Consider the following 25344-nt stretch of genomic DNA (forward strand, 5'->3'; position numbering starts at 1 on the left):
GTTCATCCCTGAATCGGAAACGAGGAGGCGGCGTCGGCCAGTTCTGGTCGTCGCCGCCTCTTTTTGTGAGTGAGGTCGGTATTGCTGGTTAGCCGGGCATGTGCCTCGGCGAACTCACGCGAAGTGAGCGAACACCTCGGCGGGGTCAAGGCCGAAGCTCAGCGCCAGGTTGAGCACGATGCGGGCCTTGCGGGCATCGAGGATGCCGGCGGGAATGAGTCCCGCCTCGAGGAGGCCGATCTCTCCGCCCGGGTAGCCGTAGGTGCGACGCAGACTCACACCTGATCCCGTGCGGGAAGCGAGGACCACCGGCATGGAATCCGCCAGGCGATTCACTGCAGGCAGCAGAACCTCGGGAACGTGACCACCGCCGACCCCGGAGATGACGGCGCCGTCGAACCCAGACCCCGCGATGAGATCAAGGGTCTCCACCGGTTCGCCCATCCCCACCTCGGCGAGGGCGACCTTGCTCAGCTTCGACGGACGGGACAGGCCGGCGAACGGTGATTTCGGGGCACGTGGTGCGTGGGGGAGGTGGAGATCGTCCTCGCTCAGCCACCCGATCGCGCCGAGGACGGGCCCGGAGGAGAACGCTGCCGTCGAGGTCGTGTGCGACTTCGACACGAACCTCGGATCGTGGACCTCGTCGTTGAACACGAGGGACGCAGGCAGGCCCTTGACCTGGTCGGACAAAGCGGTGAGGGCGGCGGATCGAACATTCGCCGGACCATCGGCGCCCGGCAGGGTCGGGTTGCGCATGGCCCCGGTGGCGGCGATGTGCGTGCCTGAGTTGTTGAGCAGCCACAGACCGAACGCGGACTCCTCGAGGGTGTCGGTGCCTTGGGTGAGGACGATTCCATCGGCCTCGGACGAGCGGGCGAGCTCGACGACGTCGAAGAGTATCTCGAGGGTGACATTCGCGCTTGAGACCTGGGCGACCTGAATGAAATCGGCCTGCAGATCCGGCCAGACCTGGTCGAGTCCTGCGGCCGCAGCGATCTCTGCTCCGCTCAGTGCCGGAGCAACCCCGCCTTCGGCGTTGGCGGTCGACGCGATGGTCCCGCCGAGGGCGGCCAAGAGCAGGTGAGGAGCGGTGCGGGGCGAGGTCTCAGGCATGGTTCGAGTCTATCGTCAGTTCCCAATCAGGGCCGTCGTCAGATCTGGAGTCAGTGGCCTTTGCTAGTCTCCACGCATGGACGGGGAAACAGTGATCAATGTGGCTCACGAGCAGGCCATGCAGTACCCCTCGGTCGAACTCGATTATCCATTCGGGCCGGACAGCGCCGTATACAAGGTGCGCGGGAAGATGTTCATGATGGCCTTTGAGTTGCGCGGGACTCCCAGCCTCAATCTCAAGATCGATCCCCTTGATGGTGAGGTGCTGCGAGACGCCTATCCGGAGATCTCTCCCGGATACCACATGAACAAGAAGCACTGGATCACCGTCGCCGGGGACGGTGGTGCAGTCGGTGGAGACGGTCATGGGTCGGATGCGGCTGGCGACCGGCTCGATGCCGACCTCCTCCACGATCTCGTTCTCGAGTCCTACTGCCTTGTCGTGGCCAAGATGCCTAAGAAGGTTCGACCAGTTGACCCGGAGAGCTTCGGCGGGCGCGGGGATGACTGATGACTGTTCCGACGAGATCACCCGATGGCTTGGGCGAGGGCACTCATGACGACTGAGCCCACGACAGCGGCGGCAGGGGGTCGGGTTCCCCTGCGTCGCCACCAGTCAGAGGCCCTGACCGTCCTGCGCGAGGGGGCAGTCGCCGATGAGCGCCGGTCGTGGGTCGTCCTGCCGCCAGGGGCCGGGAAGACACGCGTCGGAGTTGAGCATGCGATCCATCTGCTCGACCGGAAGCTCATCGAACGCGTCGTGGTCTTCGGCCCGAATACGGCGATCCAAGGTCAATGGGCCAAGGAATGGAACCGCCTCGGCGGGGGTCGTTCTCCGGCCGGAAGCAACCGCGATCTGACTCAGATCTTCACTGCACTGACCTATCAGTCCCTCGCCGTCTTCGACACGGACCGGGACACCGTCGACCGCGAAGAGAGCGCGCGCAGCACGGATAGGGGTGGAGAACCCGACGACCGTGCGACCGGTAACGGTCAACCAGGACCAGACGGCAGCCTGCTTGACTCCCTGGCACCCGGCGGCCGGACCCTCGTCGACAATCTCGTCGCAGCCGGTCCGATGCTGCTCATCCTCGACGAATGCCACCATCTGCTCGAGGTCTGGGGACGCCTGCTGTCGGATCTGCTGGACCTGCTGCCCGACGTGTGGGTACTCGGACTCACGGCCACCCCGCCGGCCACGATGTCGACCCGACAACGGGAACTCGTCACAGGCATCTTCTCCGCCATCCGCTACTCCGCGTCCATCCCCGCGCTCGTCAAAGAAGGCGACCTCGTGCCCTTCGCTGATCTCGTCTGGGTGACCGAGCCCACTCGAGAAGAACAGGACTGGCTGTCGGCACAGGCCGAACGCCACACCGAGTTCATCACCGGCATCCTCGATCCGGGCCAGGGCACGATCGGACTGCTCGAATGGGTGGACCGACGATTCCTCGGCGACCGTGCCGAAGCTGTGAGCTGGCAGACGCTGAGCCGGCAGCGTCCCGAACTCTGCGATGCGGCACTGCGCCTCCACCACGCCGGACTGCTGCGTCTGCCGCCCGGAGCCCGACCCGGAGAACAGCACCGTCGCGACCCCGATCCGGACGATTGGGCCCGACTCATCGAAGACTGGATGCGTCACCACCTGCTCGCCTCCGACGCTGCATCCGATCAGAACCTCGCCGAGGAGATCCGCCGCAGACTGCCCGCGATCGGCTACCGCTGGACGCGTCACGGAATCGCCGCCGGCCGATCCCCGACCGATCGGGTCCTCTCCCACTCGGCGGCGAAGCCGCGCGCCTGCGTCGATATCGTTGCCGCTGAGGCAGCGACCCTCGGAGACCACTTGCGAATGCTTGTCCTCTGCGACTTCGTATCCGCCACCGCGACCTTGGCCGCTGACGTTCGTGACGTCCTCGACGAACGGTCCGGATCCGCACTTCTGACCCTGGAGACCTTGGCCGCCGATGCCCAGACGGCACGACTGAACCCGCTGCTCGTGTCCGGGCGCACCGTCGCCGGGCCACCGGACGTCCTGCGTGAGCTGATCGATTTCATCGCCGACGACGATGCGTACCTCGCCGCCCGGCTGAGCATCACAGATCCCATCACCGGTGTCAGCCGCATCGACGGGCGCTGGACGAGTCGAGACTGGGTGCCGTACGTGACCTCGTTCTTCATCACCGGGGCAGCACAGGTGCTCATCGGCACCCGGGCGCTCCTCGGCGAAGGGTGGGACGCACCCGCTGTGACCGGACTCATCGACCTCACCAGCGCGACCACCCCGACTGCCGTGACGCAGACCCGTGGTCGAGCGCTGCGCGAAGACCCGAAGTGGGCGGACAAGGTCGCATTGAACTGGACCGTCGTGTGCATCAGCCCGGACCACCCGCGCGGAGGCCAGGACTGGAACCGGCTCGTGCGCAAACACGACGGTTTCTTCGGCACCGACTCAAGCGGCGAGATCGTCGACGGCGTCGCCCATATCGACCCCGCGTTCTCGCCCTACCACCCGCCCGAGGACGATATCGACGCCATCAATGCGCGGATGACCCGACGATCCCAAACCCGCGCCGAGGTGGCCGAACGCTGGCAGGTCGGCGCAGACTACCGCGACGAGGAGCTGCGATCGGTGCGGATCATCGCCGCCGACGTCGAGGGTGCTGTGGCCGTTTCAGGCCGACCCGAGGTCGTCGACTCGTCCGACCGGGGAGTAGGCGGCCGCACGGAAGCCGCCTCCGGAAGTGCCGGGACCGAGGCCACCGCCGAGGGCGTCATCCCGATGCCGCGGCACCGCAAGGGTGATCCCGGTAAGATCCTTCCTTTCCCTCTCCGTGCACCGACCGTCATCGTCTGGGCAGTGGTAGGTCTCCTCCTCGTGGCTGCGGCTGCGGTGCTGAGTGATGGAGGCGCGGCGTGGATCCTCGGGCTTCTCGCAGCCTCGTTGCTGGTGAGCCTGCCGGTTGTCCTCACCATTGCCGGCCGTCGCAGGCAACGCATCTACGGGGCCACCCCGACCGTCGCGCAGATAGCCGGTGCCATCGCCGAGGCGCTGCACACTCTCGATCTGAGCAGCGCGGGTGCCGACGCGGTGCGAATGACGATCGACGCACGCGGAGACCTGCGGTGCCACCTCGACGCGGATCCCGCCTCGGCGGAGGTCTTCGCGCTCGCCCTCGACGAAGCGGTATCGCCGATCGGCGATCCTCGGTATCTGCTGCCGTGCTGGCATCTGCCGAGTCGTGCCCAGGGGGTGCGCGGCTGGTTGACGCAGATGCGGTGGGGGACCGGCTCCGCCCAGACAGCCGACCCGATCTGGGTCGGCGTGCCCACGGCGCTGGGGACGAAGAAGGAGCGTGCGGTGGCCTTCGCAGCTGCCTGGGACACCTGGATCGGAGGAGGCGAACCGATCTACACCCGCAATCCCGACGGGGCCGGCATCCTTGCAGCCGTGCGCGGAGGCGACCCCTGGGGAATGACCTCGGTGCTGCGCATGCGCTGGCGCTAGATCACACTCTGGTCGGCGCAAGCCAACCGGCTTCCGTTCGCAGAGTTGCCGGCTCTGGGCCGCGAATTGGCGCGCACCCGCCCGGGCGCAGAGAATAGTTTCTATGTCCGCCCTGTCATCCGCGCTCGCCTACCGGCGACTGCTCGAATCCGATGCCACCCTGCGCATGCTCCGGGCCGACAACCTCGCCGTCATGGCCGGAACCCTCGACGCTCACCTCGGCAGGCCCGGCACCAGGATGAACACCGAGGATCTGCACGAAAGCATCGACGCCGACCTCGAGGAGCTTCGCGACCACTTCGATCTTTCGCTGCGAACGGCGAAGGCCTATTGCGATGACTGGCGTCGCGCCGAGATCCTCGTCCGTCGGCCCGCCACCGCCGCGAGAGGCGAAACCTACGAACTCTCCGCCGCCGGCTTCGACGCCATCCGCATGCTCGAACAGCTGCGCACCCCACCGCAGACCGCCACCGAATCGCGCCTGGTCAGCCTCGCCCAATCCGTGCGTCAGCTGGCCATCGACACCGATCCTGACAGCTCTCGCCGGCTCGCCTCCCTGCACGCCGAACGCGACCGCATCGATGCCGAGATCGCCCGCGTGCGCCGCGGCGATCCGCGCTCGGTCGTCCTCGACAGGCGACGAGCGAACGAACGCGTCTCCGACATCCTCCAGCAGGCACAGGGCCTGCCCGCCGACTTCGCCCGCGTGCGCGCCCGCTTCGAAGAACTCAACCAGGAGCTGCGGATCTCGATCCTCGCCGCCGAGGATTCCCAGTCCCAAGTCCTCGACGAGGTATTCCGCGGCGTCGACCTCATCGAATCCTCCGACGAAGGCCGCACGTTCTCGGCGTTCTCCGCCCTCGTCCGCGACCCCGAGCAGTCGGCGGCCTTCGACGACGACATCGCCGCCATCCTCGACCGGGACTTCTCCGCCGCCCTGTCCCTGGCCACCCGCCGTTCCCTGCGCACCTTGATGCGCCAGATGAAAGACGGCTCCCACGAGGTCTCGGACATCCTCACCGAGTTCGCCCGAGGCCTGCGCCGCTACGTCCACTCCCATGAATTCCAACGCGACCGCGTTATGCGCACTCTCCTCCAGGAGGGCCTCGCCGCGGCCGCCCCTGTGTCTCAGGAACTCAGGCCCTACGATGAGATCGGCATCGACCTCGAACTCTCAAGCGTGTCGTTGGGCAGCGTCGGCGAGGTCATCCTCCACGACCCTGAGGAGTTCAACGCGGGAGCAGAACTCGGCGAGGCCGCTGACTCCGAGATCGACTTCGCCGAGCTCATCGCTGTCGCCCGAGAATCCGAAATCGACTTCGCCGAACTCACCGAGAACATCAACTCCGTCGTCACCTCCGCCCACGAGGCCTCCGTCGCGGAGGTGCTCGACACCTACCCCGCCACACAGGGCCTCGCCAGCGTCGTCGGCCTGTTGTCCCTGGCCAGCACCTATGGCCACGTCGATGTCGGCAACCGCGAAATCCTCACCTGGGCCGGCGTCGACGGCATCGTCCGCACCGCCGCGATCCGCCGCCACTACTTCACCGAAGGCATCACCCTATGAGCCCCACCCACCACGACAACGACACAGCCCCCGCCGAGGTGGGGGCCGCCTCGGCGATGGAATCCACCGATTCCGCGGACGACCTCAGCCGCAACCCCAGCGGTCTGTGGTCCGGGGACACCGGAACGCTGGGAGAGCGCACCCGCCGAGTGCTGCTCGAACTGCTCAAAGGGCCGTATGTGTCCGGGACGCAGGCCCCGCAGCTATGGGCCGCTCTCGTCGCCGACGAAGGCCTTGTCCGCTCGCGCCTGCACGACCTGTTCCTCGACCTCGTCATCGACCGGGTCGACGAATTCGCGTTCACCCGCAAGATCGTCACCGACGAGATCGACGCCCCAGCCGCGGTGCGCAGCGAACGGCTGACGTTCCTCGACACGGCCATGCTTCTCGTCCTCCGCCAGCTGCTCCTGGCCGCGCCGGGGGAGAAGCGCGTCATCGTCGACCGTGAAGAGGTCTATGAACGCCTCGCGATCTACCGCACTGGCGACGAATCGACGTTCCAGCGCAACCTCAACGGCGCGTGGTCGCGGATGAGCAACCGCCTGCGCGTGCTCCACAAGGCCGGTGAAGACCGCTTCGAGATCTCGCCGATGGTGAAGTTCCTCATCGACGAGGACCGCGTGCGCGAACTCATCGACGTCTACGAACGCATCGCCGCAGGTGAGACCGATGCTGGTGAAATCTATGACGGCAAGTCTGATGACGGTGGGGACTCCATCGCCGAGGCGGTCGATGACAACACCGTCACCGAGGAGGACGACGCGTGACCGAAGCACTCTTCCCGCTCGATGCCGCCTTCGTCGCCGACCAGGCGCGTGCGCGCGGGGCGAACCGTCCCGACGTCGGCAGCCAGTGGCGGCTGAGCGAGATCCAGATCGCGAACTGGGGCACGTTCGACGCGGACATCCACCGCATCCCCGTCTCCCACAAGGGCCACCTCATCACCGGCCCCTCGGGGTCGGGCAAGTCGTCCCTCCTCGACGGAATCGCTGCCGTGCTCACCCCGGACAAGTGGCTGCGCTTCAACGTCGCCGCTCAGACCGCAGGTGCTCGTCTCGACCAGCGCAGCCTCGTCAGCTACGTCCGCGGAGCCTGGACCCGAACCGCCGACACGGAAGAAGACCGGGTCGTCAGCAAGTACCTGCGTCCACGCGCCACCTGGAGCGGAATCATCCTCCGCTACGACAATGGAAGCGATAAGCCTCTGTCGTTGGCCCGACTCTTCTTCATCAAAGGATCGGGCACGAAGGCGACCGACCTCTCCGACGCCTGCGTCCTCGAGCGCGCGGACCTCGATCTGTCCGACCTGCAGCACTACGCCCGGTCCGGACTCGAGACCCGCAAGCTCAAGGCCGACCATCCCGATGCTGTCGTCACCTCGAACGGCCACCACGGTAAGTTCTATGCGCGGATGCGCAAGACCTTCGGTATGGCCGACGAGTCCGCACTCCAGCTGCTGCACAAAACACAGTCGGCGAAGAGCTTGGACAGCCTCGATCGGCTCTTCCGTGACCATATGCTTGAAACGCCGGTGACCTTCGAACTTGCCGAGACCGCCGTCGCCCAGTTCGGTGACCTCAAAGACGCTCATGACCATGTCGTCGAACTGCGCAAACAGCGCGATCATCTGCTTCAGCTGCGCGAAGCCGCCTCCCGCTTCGAGACCGCCAACGACATCGCAGCGAAGTCGATCGCGCTCAGCGAAGCTCTGCTGCCGTACCAGAAGCGCCGCGAGCTCGATATCCTCCGCGCCGACCTCTCGGCGCTGACGCGGCAGATCGTCGAACTCGAAGTCACCGCCGACCGTGTGGGGCGTGACTTCGACGCAGCCGTCGACGAATACGACCTGGCCAGGCGAGCCACTTTGGAACTCGGAGGTTCCGAAGCCGAACACCTTCAGCAGCGCATCGATACCGCCGAGACCGAACGCCGCGCCATCGCCGAACGCTGGTCGGGGCTGGCTCGACAGCTCGAGCAGGCCGGAATCGAGCATGCCCCGACCACGGCCGCCGAGTTCGCCGAACTGCAGGCTCAGATCGCCTCCAGCCTCGACGACGACACACAGGTCGCCGGACCCAGCCATGCCGATCACGACAGGTTCTCCCAGGCGCGGACCAAGGTGCGCGAACTCGAAGGCGAGATCGAATCGCTGCGCCGGTCCGGATCGACCGTGCCGAACAACCTCATGACGATCCGCTCCGAGCTCGCCGCCGGCACCGGCCTGAGCGAAAAGGCGCTGCCGTTCGCGGCCGAACTCATCGAAGTCGACCCCGACGAGGCCCGGTGGACCGGCGCCATCGAGAGGGTGCTGCGGCCCATGGCACTGACCGTCCTCGTCCGTTCTGAGAACCTCTCGGCCGTGCGCACATGGGTGGATGCCCACCGCATCCGCGGACGACTCGTCTTCGAGGAGATCCCGCACTCGGTGTCGAGCCCCCGCCCAGTGGGCAGTGAGAAGTCGCTGGTCAACAAGGTGCATGTGTCCGACACCGGCTTCGGCGACTGGGTCCGGACCACTCTGTCCGAACGTTTCGACTTCGCCTGCGTCGACCGTCCCGAGGAACTTGACGACCACCCCCGCGCCGTCACCGTCAAAGGTCAGATCAAGACCTCTCGCACCCGTTACGAGAAGGACGACCGGCGGGCCATCGACGATCGCAGCCAATGGGTCCTCGGCGACCGCGAAGCGAAACTCGAAGCCCTCGTCGAATCCCTCAAAGAGGCTCAGTCGGAACTGGCCGCCGCCGAACAGGTCGTTGCGGCGGCCGATGCCGAGACCGCACAGGCTCACCGTCGCCGCGGCATTCTCGCCGGCATTCGCGAACAGTCGTGGCGCGACGTCGACCGAGACGGAGCGGCCGAGAAGGTCGCGACTCTCGAACGGCAGCTGGCCGAACTCGAAGACGCCGACGGCGACCTGCAGCAGGCGATCGGCGCCGAACGCGAAGCCAAGACGGTCAAGGACGAAGCCGAGAAGGCGAAGAACGACGCTGACTATGCCCTGCGCCGAGCGAACGAGGAATCGACGGGTCTGCGCTCGAACATGACCCGGATCGAAGACGACGTCAACTCCGGTCGGGTGGCGGAAGTCGAGGGCCACCTCGGCGAACAATTGGACGAACGGTTCCGGAAGGTCCAACGCAGCATCAAGCGAGAGAACCTCGCCGAGGTGGGCCAGCAGGTCTCGCAGGTGCTGCAGGAGGAGAAGGACCGGGCACAGGCCGATGCAAGTCGGTCGGGGCAGTCCGTGACTCGGCTGGCTGCCGAGTTCAAAGCCGCATGGCCGTCGGTATCGTCCCAGCTCACCGCGGAAGTCGATGATCGTCGGGCCTACCTGTCGATGCTCGATGAGATCCTCGCGCACGGATTGCCCGATCATGAGAACCGTTTCCGGGATCTGCTGCAGCAGCGGTCCCGGGACCTCATCGGCGAACTCCTCAACGAGATCCACGCCGCTCCGCGCGAGATCGAGGATCGGGTCGCGCCGATCAATTCGTCACTGCTGCGCTCGCAGTTCGACGAGGACCGGTACCTGCGGCTGAAGGTCAAGACCCGCCGGTCCGAGACCGTCAACGCCTTCATCGCCGATCTTCGACTCGTCGCGAGCGGCAGCTGGGGCGAGGACGATATGGAGACCGCGGAGAAGAAGTACGACACTTTGGCCGAAGTGATGCGCCGATTCGACTCCAGCGAACATATCGACAAGGTCTGGAAGAACCAATGCCTGGACACACGTCTGCACGTGAGCTTCCTCGCCGAGGAGATCGACGACCACGGGCGCGCGCATGCCACCTACGATTCGGGTGCCGCGATGTCCGGCGGTCAGCAGCAGAAGCTCGTGATCTTCTGCCTGGCGGCAGCGCTGCGGTATCAGCTCGCCGACCCGGATGAGGCGATCTCGAAGTACGGCACGATCATCCTCGACGAAGCCTTCGACAAGGCCGATACGCGGTATACGCGGATGGCCTTGGACATCTTCATCGAATTCGGGTTCCACATGGTGCTGGCGACTCCGCAGAAGCTGCTGCAGACGATCGAACCCTATGTGGGTGCGGCGACCTCGATCGAGAATCCGAGCCGGCAGAAGACCCTGACCTCGACGATGGTGTGGGACGAATCGGAGCGGGAAGAAGCCGGCGAGGCCGAGTCTTCCGCCGCTCTCGAGTTCGAAGAGTCGGACGCGCAATGACCATGCTCTCCGTCGCCGAGGCCCGGGGCAAGGCGCGCAAGCGCCTGACCTCGGCTATGGCCGTCTGGGCGGCGGAGCAGGTCGAGCAAGTGCGAGTGGAGATCGCGCTCCGCCCGCCGACGGAGAAGCAGGTGCTCGCTGATCAGACTGCCGCGGCCGACTGGGCGGGCAGCTGGCGAGCGGTTGAGGGTAAGACAAGAGAAACTTCGGGACTCGAGGTCGATTGGGAGGACCGCACCTGGGCCCGAGTCGGCCGCCAACGGGTTCCCAGGCGACTGCGCCTGAACACGCCAAACGCAGTCGCCGGTTTCGTCGGCGGTGAGGCCGCCCGCGATTGGCGGAAGCTGCGTGATCGGGCCCAGCTGATCCGGGAACAGTTCGGGTCAGAAGCGACCGGAGCAGAAGTGAACGAAGCTGAAGCGATCGGCGACGGAGATGCGGAGCCCATTGGGGACGGGGACTCCCTTGCCGCGGCGATACGTTCCCAGTCGAAACGGATCCTCTCCTTGTCCGACGCCGCATTCGTTACTGTCATCGACGTCGTCGACTGGCTGTGCACCCATCCGCTCGGATCGCTGCGACCCAGACAGCTGCCCATCCGCGGGGTGGACTCGAAGTGGTTCGAGACCCACCGCAGCCTCGTCACCGCCCTGCTCGGAGGGATCGGCCACGCCGATGCGGTGACCGTCCTCGACGCCGAACCGCGACTGCGGCTGCGTATCCTCGACGGGACCCTGATCGGCGCCGTGGATCATGAGGTCACCGTCGATCGCACTTCGGTCAGAGCAGCCGCCGCGTCCCTCGACGATGTGACCGCTCCGATCTCCCAACTCGGTCGACTGCCCGTATCGCCGAGGCTGGTCTTCGTCTTCGAGAACCTCGAATCAGTGCTCGCCATGCCGGATTGGCCGGGTGCCGTGGCCGTACACGGCTCTGGCTATGCCGTCGACGGGGTCGCTCGATTGGACTGGATCGACGGTGCGCGTGTGATCTATTGGGGCGACCTCGACTCCCATGGTTTCGCGGTCCTCAACCGCCTGCGCAGCCATCTGCCGGAGGTCGAATCCGTGCTCATGGACGAAGCAACACTGCTCGCGCACCAGGATCTCTGGGTACCGGAACCGAAGCCGAGCACCGGCACTTTCGCGCATCTCACCGGCACCGAGGCACGTGCCCTCGAACGACTACATGTTGAAGGAGGCGTCCGGCTCGAACAGGAACGCATCCCGTGGGATACGGCTCTGAACCGGCTGCGGACCGCGGCCGAGGTGGAGACCTCGGGCCACCTCGGCGAAGGAACGGGACGTGGCGTGGGAACGGAGCACCGCTTCGGCGAGGGCCTCGATGACGACCGATAAGCCGCGCGGGGGACTGGCCGCTCTCTGCGTCGCCGAGCTGGTGTGCTGGGGGCTGCTCTACTATTCCCTGCCGGTGGCGGTCACTCCGATCTCGGCGGACATGGGCTGGAGCCACACGACGGTGACGGCGGCGCTGACCGTCGGGCTCATTGTCTCAGCACTCATGGGACCCACGGTCGGGCGGATGCTCGACCGGCACGGCCCGCAGCTGATCATGGGCGCGGGCACTGTCATCGGGGTCCTCGCGCTCGGGCTCGTCGCGATCGCGCCGAACCTCTTCGTGTTCTTCGCCGCCTGGATCCTCGCCGGATTCGCCCAAGCAGCGACGCTCTACCCGCCGGCCTTCGCCGTCATCACCCGCTGGTATGGGGCGGAGCGGACGAAGCCGCTGACGACGATCACGCTGGTCGGCGGGCTCGCCTCGACGGTCTTCGCCCCGATCATCGCCTGGCTCATCGACGGACTCGGCTGGCGCGGAACCTACGGAGTTCTCGCCGGACTGCTCGCAGTCCTGGCCCTGCCGATGCACCTGTTCTTCCTCAACCGCACCTGGACCGACGAGGCGTCCGCATCCGCGGTGAAGCCGAGCCGAGCCGAACTGCGCCAGGTCACGCGAGACCCGCGCTTCATCACTCTGCAGATCGCCGTCGCGATCGCCACGTTCACCCTCTTCGCGGTGACGATCAACATCATCCCGCTCATCATCGAGCGCGGCGCCGCATACAGTCTGGCGGCCATCGCTCTCGGGCTCGTCGGCTTCGGCCAGGTGGCCGGACGATTCGGCTACCCGAGCCTGGAACGGCACACGTCGACGCGGGCGCGGACGGTCATCCTCTTCGCCTCGGGCGCTGTTGGGCTGTGGCTGCTCGCCTTCGTATCTGGTCCGATCTGGCTGCTCATCGGCATTGCCATGCTCACCGGCGGAGTGCGAGGGTGCATGACATTGCTGCAGGCCACGGCGGTCTCCGACAGGTGGGGGACGAAGAACTTCGGGGCCATCAACGGTGTCTTCGTCGCCCCGATCACCGCGGGCACCGCGCTCGCACCTGTTGCTGGCCCCGCGTTGGCCGGGGTGCTCGGCGGGTACCCGATGATGGCAGTGGCCATGGCCGGACTGCTCACGCTGGCGACCCTGCTGTCCGCGCGGACGTGAGGGTCGCCTCGGCGATGGACGTCCTCGACTTTCCGCGGGACCGCCTCGGCGGAGATGTTCCCTCACCGTCTCGGCGGGGATATTCCCGCAATCGAGGGTGAGGAATCGGACAGCCGTCCTGATGGACTTCGGGGATAGACTGAAAGCGCGGTCAAGGCCCCGAGCGTGGGGCCGCCACCCTGCCGGGGCTGTGCATGCACCCCGGTGCCATGGTCCAACGGAAGGAAGTCAATGCCCACCGTCGCCAGAAACATCGTCGATACCCTTGTCGCCAGCGGAGTCAAGCGCGTCTACGGAATCCCGGGTGACTCGCTCAACGGATTCACCGATGCGCTGCGCGTCAACCCGCAACTCGAATGGGTTCACGTCCGCCACGAGGAAGCCGCCTCCTTCGCCGCCAGCGGCGAGGCCGCCCTGACCGGTGAACTCGCGGTCTGCGCGGGCAGCTGCGGACCCGGCAACCTCCACCTCATCAACGGGCTCTTCGACGCCCAGCGCTCGCGGGTCCCCGTGCTGGCCATCGCCGCACAGATCCCCAGCGACGAGATCGGCTCGAACTACTTCCAGGAGACCCATCCGACCGAGCTGTTCCGCGACTGCAGCGTCTACGTTGAGAACGTCTCCTCGGCCGAACAGATGCCCCGCCTGCTGCGCATCGCCATGCGCGAAGCCATCGAGAAGCGCGGCGTGGCCGTCCTCGTCATTCCCGGCGACGTCGGCCTGGCCGACATCGATGCCGCCGCCGAGGAGGTCAGGTCCTACCCGTCGCACGTGGTCCCCGCTGCGTCCCAGATCGAAGCCGCGGCCAAGGCCCTCAACAAGGGCAAGAAGACGACGATCCTCGCCGGTGCCGGCACCGAGGGTGCCCACGATGAGCTGCTCGCCATCGCCGAGAAGCTCCAGGCTCCGATCGTCCATTCGCTGCGCGGCAAGGAGTTCGTCGAATACGACAACCCCTATGACGTGGGCATGACCGGTCTGCTCGGGTTCTCCTCCGGCTACGCCGCGCTCAAGGACTGCGATTCCCTGCTCATGCTCGGCACCGACCTGCCCTACCAGCAGTTCTACCCAGAGGACGCGACTGTCATCCAGGTCGATGTGCGCGGCTCCCAGATCGGGCGGCGCACGAAGGTCGACATTCCGCTGGTCGGAACGGTCGCCGACACCATCGAAGCGCTGCTGCCGCACATCAAACCCAACCGCAGCAGCACGCATCTCAAGGCGCTGACCAAGCACTATCAGAAGACCCGCAAGGATCTCGACGAGCTGGCCACACCGTCGAAGCGGACGATCCATCCGCAGTACCTCACCCGGCTCATCGACGAGATGGCCGATGACGATGCGGTGTTCATCCCGGACGTCGGCTCACCGGTGGTGTGGGCAGCCCGCTACCTGACGATGAACGGCAAGCGCCGTCTCATCGGCTCCTTCAGCCACGGGTCCATGGCCAATGCCCTGTCCCAGAGCGTCGGCGTGCAAGCGGCGTACGAGGACCGGCAGACCATCGCGCTCGCCGGCGACGGCGGACTGACCATGCTGCTGGGCGAGCTCATCACGCTCACCCAGAACAAGCTGCCGGTGAAGACGGTCGTGTACAACAACTCCTCGCTCAACTTCGTCGAGCTCGAGATGAAGGCCGCCGGCTTCGTCACCTTCGGCACGGAGCTCGAGAATCCGAACTTCTCCACCATCGCCGAGGCGGTCGGAATCAAGGGCTTCCGCGTCGAGAAGTCCAAGGACCTGCCGAAGGTCGTCAAGGAGTTCCTGGCCTACGACGGGCCCGCGGTCCTCGACGTCGTCACCGAACGCCAGGAGCTGTCGATGCCGCCGTCGATCACCGTCGAGCAGGCGAAGGGCTTCGCGCTCTACGCTATCCGCACGGTGCTCTCGGGCAAGGGCGACGAACTCATCGACCTGGCGCGAACGAACCTCCGCCAGCTGTTCTGACGAGTACGCGCTGAGAAACGGGTTGAGCGTCGAAACACGGGTGTACGCACCCGAGTCTCGACGCTCAACCCGTTTCTCGATGAAACCAGGGCATTTCTTCAGCCCAGCGAGTACGGTGCCAGGGCCTGGGCAGTGACGAGGGCGGCGGTCATCGCCTCATGCCCCTTGTCCTCGACAGAGCCTTCGAGGCCGGCGCGATCGAGTCCCTGCTGTTCGGAGTCGCAGGTGAGCACGCCGAAGCCCACAGGCTTGCCGGAGTCGATGGCCACGCGGTTCAGGCCGTCGGTGGCGGCCTGGCAGACATAGTCGAAGTGCGGTGTGCCGCCGCGGATGACGACGCCGAGCGCGACGATCGCATCGAAATGCGGTGCCAGTCGGGCTGCGGCCACGGGCAGTTCGAAGCTGCCGGGTACGCGGATGAGCGTGGCCGCGGCACCGGCCTCGGATGCGGCGCGTTGGGCCCCGTCGACGAGGCCGTCCATGATCTGGGTGTGCCACGAGGCGGCGACAATCGCCACGCGCAGTTCGGCGGCGTCGACGGTGAGTTCAGGTGCTCCGGAATGAGCCATGAATATGTCCTTTGTTCGAAGGCTCCGCAGAGCCTGGTTTGTGTCTGGTGTGATTTCGCCGGTGATGCAGCACCCTCGCCGAAGCGGCTGCCGCACCCGCGGGTTCGTTCGGTCCCAGCCTCGCCGGGGCGCCCGAGTTTCAGCTGGCGACGGCTCCGGTGGTGCTTGCGCCTGTGCCGGACGTGCCCGTGACCTCCGGCAGTGAGAGCACATGGTGCATGCGTTCGCGCTTGGTGGACAGGTAGCGGGTGTTCTCCGGCCGCGCCGCGACCTCGAGCGGAACCACCGCCTCGACCGTGATACCGAGTTCCTCGAGGGCCGAGGTCTTCGCCGGATTGTTCGTGAGCAGGCGGATGCGAGTCAGCCCGAGGGAGCGCAGGATCGCTGCCGCGGCGCGGTAGTCGCGGGCGTCGTCGGTGAACCCGAGATCCCGGTTCGCATCGACGGTGTCCCGCCCCTGATCCTGCAGGGCGTAGGCGCGCAGCTTGTTGCTCAGCCCGATTCCGCGACCCTCGTGACCGGTCAGGTAGAGCACCGCCCCGCCCTGTTCGGCGATGAGGTCGAGCGCCAGATCGAGCTGCTCACCGCAATCGCACCGGTGCGAACCGAAGACATCCCCGGTCAGGCACTCCGAATGCAGGCGCACGAGAGGTGCCGGTCCGTCGGCACCGGAATCCGGGGATCCCGCGAATACGCCGAGGTGGTCATGCCCGTCGATTGTGAATGCGCGGGCCCGCAGGCTGCCGTGTTCCGATGGCAGCGCGACCTCCGCCGTCGCCTCGAACGATTCGTCCTCAGCGGGTGCACCGGCCGCCGTCACCGAGGCGGCCGCCTCGGCGCGGGAATCATCCGCAGTCGACGACGCGGCCGAAGCGTCGGACGATGAGACGGCGGCAGCGGAGCCGCTCGAGGCATTCCCATCCCGTTCGTCAAGGAAGGCGATGAGCTGTTCGATCGAGACCATGACGAGGTCATTGGCATCGGCGAAGTCACGCACCGCGTCGAAGCGCATCATCGACCCGTCGTCGTGAACCACTTCGCCGATCATCGCCACCGGCTGCGCGCCGGCCAAACGCGCGAACTCGACCCCGGCCTCGGTGTGGCCGGGGCGCTCCCGGACACCGCCGTCCTTCGCGATGAGCGGGAAGACATGGCCGGGCCGCGAGATCGCCGCCGGATCAGGGTGGGCGGCGGCGAGGACCCGACCGGTCTCGGCGCGTTCGGCGGCGCTGATTCCCGTGGTCACCCCCACCGCATCGCAGCTGACCGTGTAGGCCGTGCCCTTCGGGTCCTCGTTGTCGCTGACCATCGGCGGCAGGCGCAGGGCGTCGGCCCTGTCGGCGGTCATCGGCGCACAGATGACGCCCGAGGTGTGCCGGACGAAGAAGCCCATCGTCGTGGCGTCGGCGAACTCGGCGGCCATGATGAGGTCGCCTTCGTTCTCCCGGTCCTCATCGTCGACGACGAGGACAGGCCGACCGGCCGCGATGGCTGCGATGGCCGCATCGATGGGATCGAGGCGGCTGGCGTGAGCGATGGGATCAGTCATGATCGACTCCTTGCTGGGTGCTGTTCGGCAGTGGCGAGCCCACCGAGGCGGGGCTCGAGTCGGAGGGAACCGCGCCGTTGGCGGTGCCGTCGCCGGCAGCGGTGCGGAAGGACAGGAGACGCGCGGTGTACTTCGCAAGCACGTCGACCTCGATGTTCACGGCTGCGCCCACAGGCATCTGCCCGAAGGTCGTGTGGGCCAGGGTGGCCGGAATGAGTCCGACTTCGACCCACGCCGACGATGCGCTCGGTTCGGACACGGCCGTCAGGGTCAGGGACACCCCGTTGAGAGCGATCGAGCCTTTGATCGCGGTCAGTGGGGCGAGTTCGCTCGGGATTCCGATGCGCAGGGTCGACCAGTCGGGACGGTCGGTGCGGTCGAGGAGTTCACCCCGACCGTCGACGTGGCCCTGGACGACGTGGCCGTCGAAGCGCCCCGAGGCGGGAGTGCAGCGTTCCAGGTTGACCTGGTGACCCGTGGCCAAGGTGCCGAGTCCGGTCAGGCGCAGGGTCTCGCCCATGACCTCGGCGGTGAAGAGGCCGGGACGCTGCTCGGTGGGCCGCCGCGTCGAGGACAGGCAGACTCCATTGACGGCCAGCGATCCGCCGAGCTCGAGGTCGGCGACGAGGGAGCCCGCGTCGATGGTGATCGTGGCCGAATCGTTCGTGTACTCGATGGACTCGACGGTGCCGAGTCCTTCGATGATTCCGGTGAACATGTGACTCCAGATTCTTAAGCGTTGGTCTGTGGCGTTCTCAAGTGATGGTCTGTGGCGGCTGGGGGAGCGCGGCGGCTACGTGCCTGACCCGGAGGATCCGGATGCGGCTGGGGCTAGACCCGCAGCCGCGAAGTGCAACAGGAAGTCGGGACCGAGCTGCGAGACCGCCGGCGTCTCCGTGTCATCGGGAACCAGTCGCAGCGCCTCGGTCAGTGTGCCGATGTCTAGGCCTTCGACGCTCCGACGGCCGGGGCCGATGAGCAGCGGAGCCTGGTAGCAGAAGACTTCGTCGACGACTCCGGGGGCGAAGAATGCGCCGAGCACCGTCGGTCCGCCCTCGACGAGAAGGTGGCGCACTCCTGCGGCGTACATCTGGTCCAAGGCTTCTCGGACATCATGGGTGCGCAGGTGCAGAGTGTTCGGGTTGAGAGCGAGAAATGAGGTGACCGGCAGATCGGAGGTGCCGAGCACGACGGGGCGCGGCTGATCGTCGAGTGAGATACCGTCATGGTTGCGAGCATTGAGGCGCGGGTCGTCTGCCAGGGCGGTGCCGGTGCCGACGAGGATGGCGTCGACCCGGGACCGGACTTCGTGAGCGTGTGCGCGAGACTCTGCCGAGGTGATCCACTGACTGGTGCCGTCCGCGGCGGCGACGGAACCGTCGAGGCTCTGTGCGATCTTCGCCGTGACGAACGGGCGGGCCTCGGCCATGGCGCGCACCCAACGGTCGTTGAGGGTGCGGGAGTCCTCTTCGCGCAGTCCCGAACGAACCGTCAGCCCCGCCTCGGCGAGGGTGTTCCCACCGCCGGCGGCCAGGGGATTCGGGTCGGGGGACGCGAAGACGACGGAGGGGATTCCGGCGGCGATGATCGCCTCGGTGCAGGGCCCGGTCCGGCCGTGATGGCTGCAGGGCTCGAGCGTGACGAACAGCGTCGACGTGGTCAGGTCGATGCCGAGGTCGTGGGCGGTGGTGATCGCGTCCACCTCGGCGTGGGGTGTTCCCGCTCCTCCGTGGTGACCGGTGACGATCTGCCCATCCGCGGTCAGGACTGCCGCTCCTACCAGCGGGTTCGCTCCGCGAGAACCTTCGCGGGCAGCGCCCAGGGCGGCGGCCATCGCCGCGGATTCGAGTTCGGTGAACTCCGCTGCGTCGCCAAGTTGCACGCCCATGAAAAAACCTCCCGAGCCTTAGCCGGGAGGGAGGATATTGCGGGTGCAACCATCAGAGCGTCTCAGACGCATGCGACGGTGCGGTCGAACGCACCTGACACAGCGGCCGAGGCCACCATGCTCCTCCCATCCAGACTCTGACTGTCGGTTTCGGAATTTCACCGAATCAGCCGCCTGCACGAATGCGAGCGGCTCGCGGACTTTGACCGCCGGTACGGAATTTCACCGTCCCCGGAACATGTGAGGTCAGATTAGCACGACCATCACCGAGGTGGCAGTGAGGTTCGGCACATGGCGACATCTGCGTGTAGTGGAGGAGTCGTTGCGTGCGGGGTTCGGCTGCGTTGCCACATGCACGGCGGGGTGGTGTTCGGGGCGACGGCGACTTGTCGAAATGCATAACCTGGGTATATAAATAAGTTATGGATGATGTGGATTCGGCTGAACTCGTTTCGCGGCTCGTTGTCGTCTCGTCACGCCTGACCAGGGCGTTTCGGCGAGTGATCGGCAATGAGAACTCATTGGCGGCGCTGCGTGCGCTCGCCGTGGTCGAGCAGTATCAACCTGTCCGTGTCGGTCATTTCGCGCAAGGATATCTCAGCTCCCAGCCTGCGGCGACGAAGCTGCTCGCCAAGCTCGAGGAGGCCGGTCTCGTCGTGCGGGAGCCCAGCCCGACGGACGGCCGCGCTTCGCAGTTCTCGCTCACCGATGCCGGTCGGGCCAGGCTGGCGGAGAATCGCGCGATCATGATCGAGCAGATGCAGCCGTACTTCGAGTCGCTGAGCGTCGAGGAGAGGCAGAGCGTCGATCGCGCGCTCGGACTGGTATCGGACTTCCTCAAGGACCGCCACCCGGTCGACAGCGCCGACGAGCAGACCGGCGATTCGGGCCCGGAATCGGATTCGGGCTTGGACTCGGATTCGGGTCCAGGGTCGGCTGCGGACTAGCCGCCGAGCACATCTCAGTTTTCAATCCGCTTCGGGAGCAGATTTCGGAAGCGGAACACACCACAGGAAAGGGGGCGCGACCAGCAGATGAGAGCGTCAGCAGACAACGAAACAACAGGGGACGAAACGCCCGGCGATCCCGGGGCGGGAGCGTCGATCCTTCGCCAGCCACGTGCCGTGTGGGCGGTCGCGTTCGCCGCGGTCATCGCCTTCATGGGCATCGGTCTGGTCGATCCGATCCTGCCGGCCATCTCGGCCGAGCTCGACGCCAGCCCCGCCCAATCGATGCTGCTGTTCACCAGCTACCTGTTCATCACCGGCGGGATGATGTTCTTCACGAGCTTCCTGTCCTCGCGCATCGGTGCGAAGACCACGCTGCTCATCGGTCTCGTGCTCATCGTCGCGTTCGCGGCGCTGGCCGGTTTCTCCAGCTCCGTCGACCAGATCATCGGCTTCCGCGCCGGTTGGGGTCTGGGCAACGCGCTGTTCATCTCCACCGCTCTGTCGACGATCGTCGGCGCCGCGTCCGGTGGTGCTGAGAAGGCGATCATACTCTACGAGGCGGCTCTCGGCGTCGGAATCGCTACCGGCCCGCTGCTCGGCGGACTGCTCGGCGGCATCTCCTGGCGCGGACCGTTCTTCGGCACCGCAGTCCTCATGGCCATCGGCTTCATCGCCATCGTTGTGCTGCTGCCGGGAGGCACGAGCTCGAACGGGGCCTCGGCGGAGCCGATCGAGCTCAGCGCTACGTTCCGGGCGCTCGCCCGTCCGGGTGTGGCCATCCTCGGCGTCTCCGCTCTGCTGTACAACTTCGGCTTCTTCATCCTTTTGGCCTACAGCCCGTTCCCCGTCGAGGCTGCTGCCGCGAAGCTGGGCATGGAGGACTTCGGGGCCATGGGGCTCGGCTACGTCTTCTTCGGGTGGGGCATCTGCGTGGCGATCACCTCGGTGTTCGGCGCTCCGGTGCTGACCAAGCGGATGGGGCGTCGTCGCAGCCTCATCGTCACCCTCGTCGCACTGGCCGTGCTGCTGGGCGTCATGTCCTTCCTCGTCGAATCGTTCCTCGGCATCATCGTCTGCATCATCATCGCGGGCATGCTTCTGGGCGTGCTCAACACCGTCTTCACCGAATCGGCGATGGAGGTCAGCGACCTGCCTCGGCCGGTCGCCTCGGGCACCTATTCGGGTGTGCGCTTCATCGGCGGTGCGGTGGCGCCGATCGTCGCCGGTGCGGTGTCGGAGTCGATCAGTGCGGGCTCGCCGTATCTCTTCGGCGCCGGGGGCGTGCTGCTGTCGGTTGTCGTCATCTCGCTTGGGTGGAAGGCGCTGCGCCGCGTCGACGGGCACATCGATGAGTCGCCGGTCGACGAGGCTTATGCCCTCACCGGAGGCGATGCCTGAGGGGAACTCGCGTGCAGGCAGTGCCGATCGTCGACGAGGCCGAGCCTTTTCGAAGCGGCGGCGAATCGCTGATCATGGCGCCCGAGGAATCGTTCCTCGGGCGCCGTTTCCGTGTCCGGACCATGACAAGTGGGTGAATGATGCGCTGTGTTGCAGATCTGAAACCGGTTCGACACATGATCGACGGACAGCCTGATGCAGAATAGTTTCTGCGCTTCCTGAATATCGACTGGGCAATCCATGCTCTTCGACGACGGAACGCAATCAGAATCGTCACCTACAAATGAAGGTCATCATGTCCTACGACGCGAATGCAGCATACAACTCCGGCGCACCCGGTCAAGGGGCGCCAGGAGCCGGAATGCCAGCCAGCCAGGGCTTCGGTGGAGCACCTCGCGGTGCCACCAGCCCCGATGACCTCACGCTCCCGCTCTACGGCGCGACTTTCGGCCAAGCCGTCAAGCGCTTCTTCAAGAACTACGTCAATTTCAAGGGACGCGCCTCGCGCAGCGAATTCTGGTTTGCCTATCTGTTCATCTTCCTGCTGGGAATCATTCCCGGAATCCTCTACAGCATCGGGATGATAGGAATGCTGTCATCGCTTGCGACGGCAGATCCATACGGGATGTCCGCTCCCGCAGCGCCGTCCGGAGGATCGATCGCGATGTTGGGCATCGGCGGTGTCCTCATGGGCATCATCGCTCTTGCCGTTCTTCTGCCGCAGATCGCCGTCGCTTGGCGGCGGCTCCACGATGCGAACTTCAGCGGCCTGCTCTACCTGCTTTCGCTGACCGGAATCGGCGGCATCGTGGTTCTCGTCCTGTGTGCCATGCCTTCCAAGCCCGAGGGTCAGCGCTTCGACGCCTGACCCCTCGGCCGGTGACTCCCTGACGGTCGGCCATCATTTTCATCTGCATCGACACCGATGAGATGATCTGCTGGCCGACCATTCTTGTACGCAATCACTACCAATGAGAGTCACCATGTCCTACGACGCGAACGCAGCATATAACTCCGACCCCGAAGTGCGTGGCACAGGAACGCCGGACCAGGGAATGTCCGGCCAGGGATGGCCTGGTGGGCAGGGTTACGACGGGTTCGGCCATGGCGGATCACCCCGCGGTGCCACCAGCCCCGACGACCTTTCGCTTCCACTCTATGGCGCGACCTTCGGCCAAGCGATCAAACGCTTCTTCAGGAACTATGTGAAGTTCTCCGGGCGAGCGTCTCGCAGCGAATTCTGGTTCGCCTATCTGTTCTTGATTCTCGCGCCAATCATTCCCATGATTCTGGGATTTGCCGGGTCGGCGATTGCCGGAATCTCGGCGTCGGGGGACTCCTACAACTCAACACCTCCGGGCGGCGCGACGGCACTCATGGCCATCGCCGGAATCCTGTTGGCGGTCGTCTTCTTGGCCACGATCATTCCGTTTATCTCCGTCGGCTGGCGGCGCCTGCACGACGCTAATTTCCCGGGTCTGATGTTCTTCCTCTGGCTCATTCCGGGAGTAGGGCCGATCATCGTGCTCATCCTGATGGTCATGGAACCGAAGCCCGAAGGGCAGCGCTTCGACCGCTGAGTTCGGCGCAGGCATCACGCCCTGCTGCTGATACGTCCTACCGCTGCGTGGGCATCACGCCCCGTCAGTGTCATCTCGCACCGTTGCAAGTGTGCAAGATGCCACCGGCGGGGCGTTGCGCTGCTAAGGGGGTGTATTGCGAGGCCCGGGGTGGAGTGTGACGTGCGCTGGGAATTGCGCTCAGAGTCGCCCGATGTACGGCCAGATTCCGCGCCGAGGCGGGGCAGGCTGTTCAGGGGCGGCGGAGGGTTCTGACGAATGATGTGATCATCGCGGCGAAGACGATTGCCCAAACTGCGAGTGCGACCCAGAACCAGTGCTGCCCGATCCACTCGATCGCGGGCACATGATCCGAACGGCCCAGGTAGATGCTCGCCACCGAGTGCATGCCCACGGGGAACACCATGCTCCACAGCCCGGCCGCGTACGTCATCGGCACCCGGTGGACGGCATGCTTCCAGATGCCTGCGGCGACGAGCGCCGGGATGAGCCACGTGGCGACCGCCCACAGCAGCGCCGAGGAAGCGCCGATCAGCACGCGTGTCGCCTCGAGCAGGGGAGCCTCGCCGAGATCGAGAATCCGCGAACCCGCAACGATCGTGATCGCCAGCGCGCCCATCGTCACCCAGTACGGAGCATCGAGATCCTTGGGCCCGAACCGATGCCGGAGAATGCGAACTCCGATGGCAATCACGCACACAACGTAGAGCGCCAGGCCCACGGCCCACATCACCACCGCCGTGAGCGCGAGGGAGGCGGCCAGACCGGGATCGGCGTACGGAGTGTTCGGAAGCTCGATCCCCAAACTCGACGCCGCCACGGCCACGGATTGGGCAGCGACGGCCCACACGAGCCATGTGCCGTTCACGCCGGCAGACACCGGCCGTGTGCTTGAGCCGAGGATGGCGGTGAAGGGGATCCCGTACCCGAGCACCAACCACAGCAGGGCGCCGAGACCGAAGAGGACGAGGGCAAGCGGGATCATGCCGAATCCGACGAGTCCCGTCGCCAGGACATTCGTCCCGGCCACAGCGGTGAAGAAGCCGAACGCCCGGGTCGGATCATGCAGGTCGTCGCGAACGGCGTCGCGATATCGGACGAGCCGCACCGCGGTGAGCACGATGAAGAACACGTAGAGTGCGACGGCAAGCCAGAACAGAGCGACGGACAGCAGATGCAGCCCCTTGAGCTCGGCACCGATCGACACGATCCCGGTCGCCATCACCGAGGCGAAGCACCCGGGAGCCAGTGTCGAAGGGCTCAGGCCCCACCTTCTGTGCAGTCCGGTGAGGCAGCGATCGGCCGTGCTCATCCGCTCCTCATTCTCGTCGTCGTGTGTCGAGGGACATCGACGTCTTCGATAGTACGACCCCACCCCTGAAACCGCGTTGCAGTCCCGCCCTCCTGATCCGTTCCGAGGTCCCCACCGAGAGGCCACCCGAGAGTCCGCCCGATGGCCTCTGTCCAGCGAATCGATGTGCAATTCGTGACATCTGGGTCTTCTCGAGTCACTCTCGCTTCATTTTCATGAGAGAATTCACTGGTGTTACCAATGGGTAACTTCGCGTGGAGTCGCCCGCTCCACACCCTCACGTGCCGGTGGTGGCGTAGTCTGCAGTCACCTGCGCGGTGCAGAATTATCCGGCACTGACCGGATCGACGAGGGCACAGACGATTGGGAGCGATGGCTATGGAGAGCACAACGGACACTCTCGCCGAGGACGCCGACATCGACGCACCAGCGGTCTCGCTGCGCGGTTGGTCCCTGTCCGGAAAACAAGGCGACGTGTTCACCGATGTCGACCTCGAGGTGCCGACAGGTGCCGTCGCTGTCATCCGCGGACCTGCCGGCAGCGGCAAAACCTCTTTCCTCCTGTCCCTGGCTGGAAGGATGAAAGTCTCGGCAGGGGAGGGCCGCCTCGGCGATCTTGATATCCGCAAACAGGCCCGCAAGGTACGCGGACAGGTCGCGGTCGGACACATCGGCGGACTGACGGATCTCGAGGACGATTTCACGGTCGCGCAGCACGTCGCCGAACGGCAGATCATGCTGCAGCCCTGGTATAAGCCATGGGCGTCGAAGTCGACATTACGCGAGGTCATCGGCCTGTTCCGGGATGCTTTCACCACGGCTACGGAGCTCATCGATGATCTGCCGCCGGGGACCTTTTCGAAACAGGACGCCCAGCGCGCGGACTTCCTCATCGACGACAACGGAGAGGTATTCGTCTCCGAACTGAGCGAACTGCAGAAATTCTTCCTCGAGTTCGGACTGGCGAGCCTCAGTCGTCCACCCGTCGTCGTCATCGACAACATCGACTACCTGCGAGAATCCGCTGACCGAGCTCGCGCCTGGGCGGGGATCCTCATCTACCAGCAGATGCGCAGATCGCGGGACCCCGAGGATCCGCTTACGGTCATCGTCTCCTGCGAGGACTCGCGCGAACTCGACATCGCCACCAGCTCTCTGGGCTATCGCGCGGAGCCGTCGGTGCTCGAACTCGAACTGCCACCACACCTTCCCGCTCACCGCGGGTCCAAGCACTGAACCTCCTGCCCCACGACCACGAAT

At 65.9% G+C, this 25344-nt stretch carries 19 protein-coding genes and 1 riboswitch; of the genes, 13 read left to right on the forward strand and 6 right to left on the reverse strand.

The genetic code is table 11. The features are described from left to right. Positions 1 to 114: 114 nt before the first annotated feature. The gene (locus tag BEP01S_RS04490; RefSeq protein ID WP_062240967.1) at positions 115 to 1116 is read right to left on the reverse strand and encodes an asparaginase; all 1002 of its coding nucleotides are present in this window, start codon (positions 1114 to 1116) and stop codon (positions 115 to 117) included. 76 nt (positions 1117 to 1192) lie between these two features. On the opposite strand from BEP01S_RS04490, the gene BEP01S_RS04495 reads away from it, so the two are divergent. From BEP01S_RS04495 to poxB, 8 genes are all read left to right on the forward strand, one after another. Then, positions 1193 to 1627, forward strand: coding sequence for an MmcQ/YjbR family DNA-binding protein (locus BEP01S_RS04495; RefSeq protein ID WP_062240969.1), 435 nt, complete (start codon positions 1193 to 1195; stop codon positions 1625 to 1627). Between the two features lie 45 nt (positions 1628 to 1672). Next, the gene (locus BEP01S_RS04500) at positions 1673 to 4624 is read left to right on the forward strand and encodes a DEAD/DEAH box helicase family protein (protein WP_062240971.1); all 2952 of its coding nucleotides are present in this window, start codon (positions 1673 to 1675) and stop codon (positions 4622 to 4624) included. Positions 4625 to 4727: 103 nt separating this feature from the next. Further along, positions 4728 to 6191 (forward strand): DUF3375 domain-containing protein, encoded by a 1464-nt coding sequence (locus BEP01S_RS04505; RefSeq protein ID WP_062240973.1) that lies wholly within the window; start codon positions 4728 to 4730, stop codon positions 6189 to 6191. Beyond that, the gene (locus tag BEP01S_RS04510; protein ID WP_083532529.1) at positions 6188 to 6958 is read left to right on the forward strand and encodes a DUF4194 domain-containing protein; all 771 of its coding nucleotides are present in this window, start codon (positions 6188 to 6190) and stop codon (positions 6956 to 6958) included. Before BEP01S_RS04505 ends, BEP01S_RS04510 begins: the two co-directional genes overlap by 4 nt. Continuing rightward, a complete protein-coding gene (locus BEP01S_RS04515; protein WP_062240975.1) occupies positions 6955 to 10380 on the forward strand; it encodes an ATP-binding protein in 3426 nt (1141 codons plus the stop codon). Before BEP01S_RS04510 ends, BEP01S_RS04515 begins: the two co-directional genes overlap by 4 nt. Next, entirely contained in the window at positions 10377 to 11738 is a 1362-nt protein-coding gene (locus BEP01S_RS04520; protein ID WP_062240977.1) for a Wadjet anti-phage system protein JetD domain-containing protein, read from the forward strand. Before BEP01S_RS04515 ends, BEP01S_RS04520 begins: the two co-directional genes overlap by 4 nt. After that, positions 11725 to 12891, forward strand: coding sequence for an MFS transporter (locus BEP01S_RS04525; protein WP_062240979.1), 1167 nt, complete (start codon positions 11725 to 11727; stop codon positions 12889 to 12891). The genes BEP01S_RS04520 and BEP01S_RS04525 overlap by 14 nt, the downstream gene beginning before the upstream one ends. Positions 12892 to 13122: 231 nt before the next feature. Beyond that, positions 13123 to 14838, forward strand: a complete 1716-nt coding sequence (poxB, locus tag BEP01S_RS04530; RefSeq protein WP_062240981.1) for a ubiquinone-dependent pyruvate dehydrogenase — start codon at positions 13123 to 13125, stop codon at positions 14836 to 14838. 98 nt (positions 14839 to 14936) lie between these two features. Here poxB and ribH read toward each other — a convergent pair whose 3' ends face one another. The 4 genes from ribH to ribD all read right to left on the reverse strand — a co-directional run bounded on the left by ribH (position 14937) and on the right by ribD (position 18844). Then, positions 14937 to 15407, reverse strand: a complete 471-nt coding sequence (gene ribH, locus BEP01S_RS04535) for a 6,7-dimethyl-8-ribityllumazine synthase (protein ID WP_062240983.1) — start codon at positions 15405 to 15407, stop codon at positions 14937 to 14939. A gap of 139 nt (positions 15408 to 15546) precedes the next feature. After that, positions 15547 to 16956 carry a bifunctional 3,4-dihydroxy-2-butanone-4-phosphate synthase/GTP cyclohydrolase II gene (locus BEP01S_RS04540; protein ID WP_062240985.1) on the reverse strand — a complete coding sequence of 470 codons (1410 nt, stop codon included), beginning with the start codon at positions 16954 to 16956 and terminating at the stop codon, positions 15547 to 15549. Continuing rightward, positions 16949 to 17674 (reverse strand): riboflavin synthase, encoded by a 726-nt coding sequence (locus BEP01S_RS04545; protein WP_083532530.1) that lies wholly within the window; start codon positions 17672 to 17674, stop codon positions 16949 to 16951. Before BEP01S_RS04545 ends, BEP01S_RS04540 begins: the two co-directional genes overlap by 8 nt. A 75-nt stretch (positions 17675 to 17749) precedes the next feature. Then, complete coding sequence (gene ribD, locus BEP01S_RS04550) at positions 17750 to 18844, reverse strand: bifunctional diaminohydroxyphosphoribosylaminopyrimidine deaminase/5-amino-6-(5-phosphoribosylamino)uracil reductase RibD (protein ID WP_241897552.1); 1095 nt, start codon at positions 18842 to 18844, stop codon at positions 17750 to 17752. A gap of 114 nt (positions 18845 to 18958) precedes the next feature. Beyond that, a riboswitch (FMN riboswitch) is annotated at positions 18959 to 19087 on the reverse strand. A 179-nt stretch (positions 19088 to 19266) separates the two neighbouring features. On the opposite strand from ribD, the gene BEP01S_RS04555 reads away from it, so the two are divergent. From BEP01S_RS04555 to BEP01S_RS04570, 4 genes are all read left to right on the forward strand, one after another. Then, positions 19267 to 19791 carry a MarR family winged helix-turn-helix transcriptional regulator gene (locus BEP01S_RS04555; protein ID WP_083532531.1) on the forward strand — a complete coding sequence of 175 codons (525 nt, stop codon included), beginning with the start codon at positions 19267 to 19269 and terminating at the stop codon, positions 19789 to 19791. An 87-nt stretch (positions 19792 to 19878) separates the two neighbouring features. Next, the gene (locus BEP01S_RS04560) at positions 19879 to 21192 is read left to right on the forward strand and encodes an MFS transporter (RefSeq protein WP_062240987.1); all 1314 of its coding nucleotides are present in this window, start codon (positions 19879 to 19881) and stop codon (positions 21190 to 21192) included. A gap of 361 nt (positions 21193 to 21553) precedes the next feature. After that, positions 21554 to 22060, forward strand: coding sequence for a DUF805 domain-containing protein (locus tag BEP01S_RS04565; protein ID WP_083532538.1), 507 nt, complete (start codon positions 21554 to 21556; stop codon positions 22058 to 22060). A 115-nt stretch (positions 22061 to 22175) separates the two neighbouring features. Further along, a complete protein-coding gene (locus tag BEP01S_RS04570; protein ID WP_062240992.1) occupies positions 22176 to 22772 on the forward strand; it encodes a DUF805 domain-containing protein in 597 nt (198 codons plus the stop codon). 232 nt (positions 22773 to 23004) lie between these two features. Here the strand turns inward: BEP01S_RS04570 and BEP01S_RS04575 are convergent, their stop codons facing one another. Then, positions 23005 to 24084: a tellurite resistance/C4-dicarboxylate transporter family protein gene (locus BEP01S_RS04575; protein ID WP_062240994.1), complete on the reverse strand. Its 1080-nt coding sequence runs from the start codon at positions 24082 to 24084 to the stop codon at positions 23005 to 23007. 378 nt (positions 24085 to 24462) lie between these two features. Here BEP01S_RS04575 and BEP01S_RS04580 point away from each other — a divergent pair, with 378 nt between their 5' ends. Next, positions 24463 to 25320 (forward strand): ATP-binding cassette domain-containing protein, encoded by an 858-nt coding sequence (locus BEP01S_RS04580; protein ID WP_062240996.1) that lies wholly within the window; start codon positions 24463 to 24465, stop codon positions 25318 to 25320. Positions 25321 to 25344 lie beyond the last annotated feature (24 nt).

The organism is Brevibacterium epidermidis NBRC 14811 (assembly GCF_001570805.1).
In the GTDB taxonomy this organism is placed as follows: domain Bacteria; phylum Actinomycetota; class Actinomycetes; order Actinomycetales; family Brevibacteriaceae; genus Brevibacterium; species Brevibacterium epidermidis.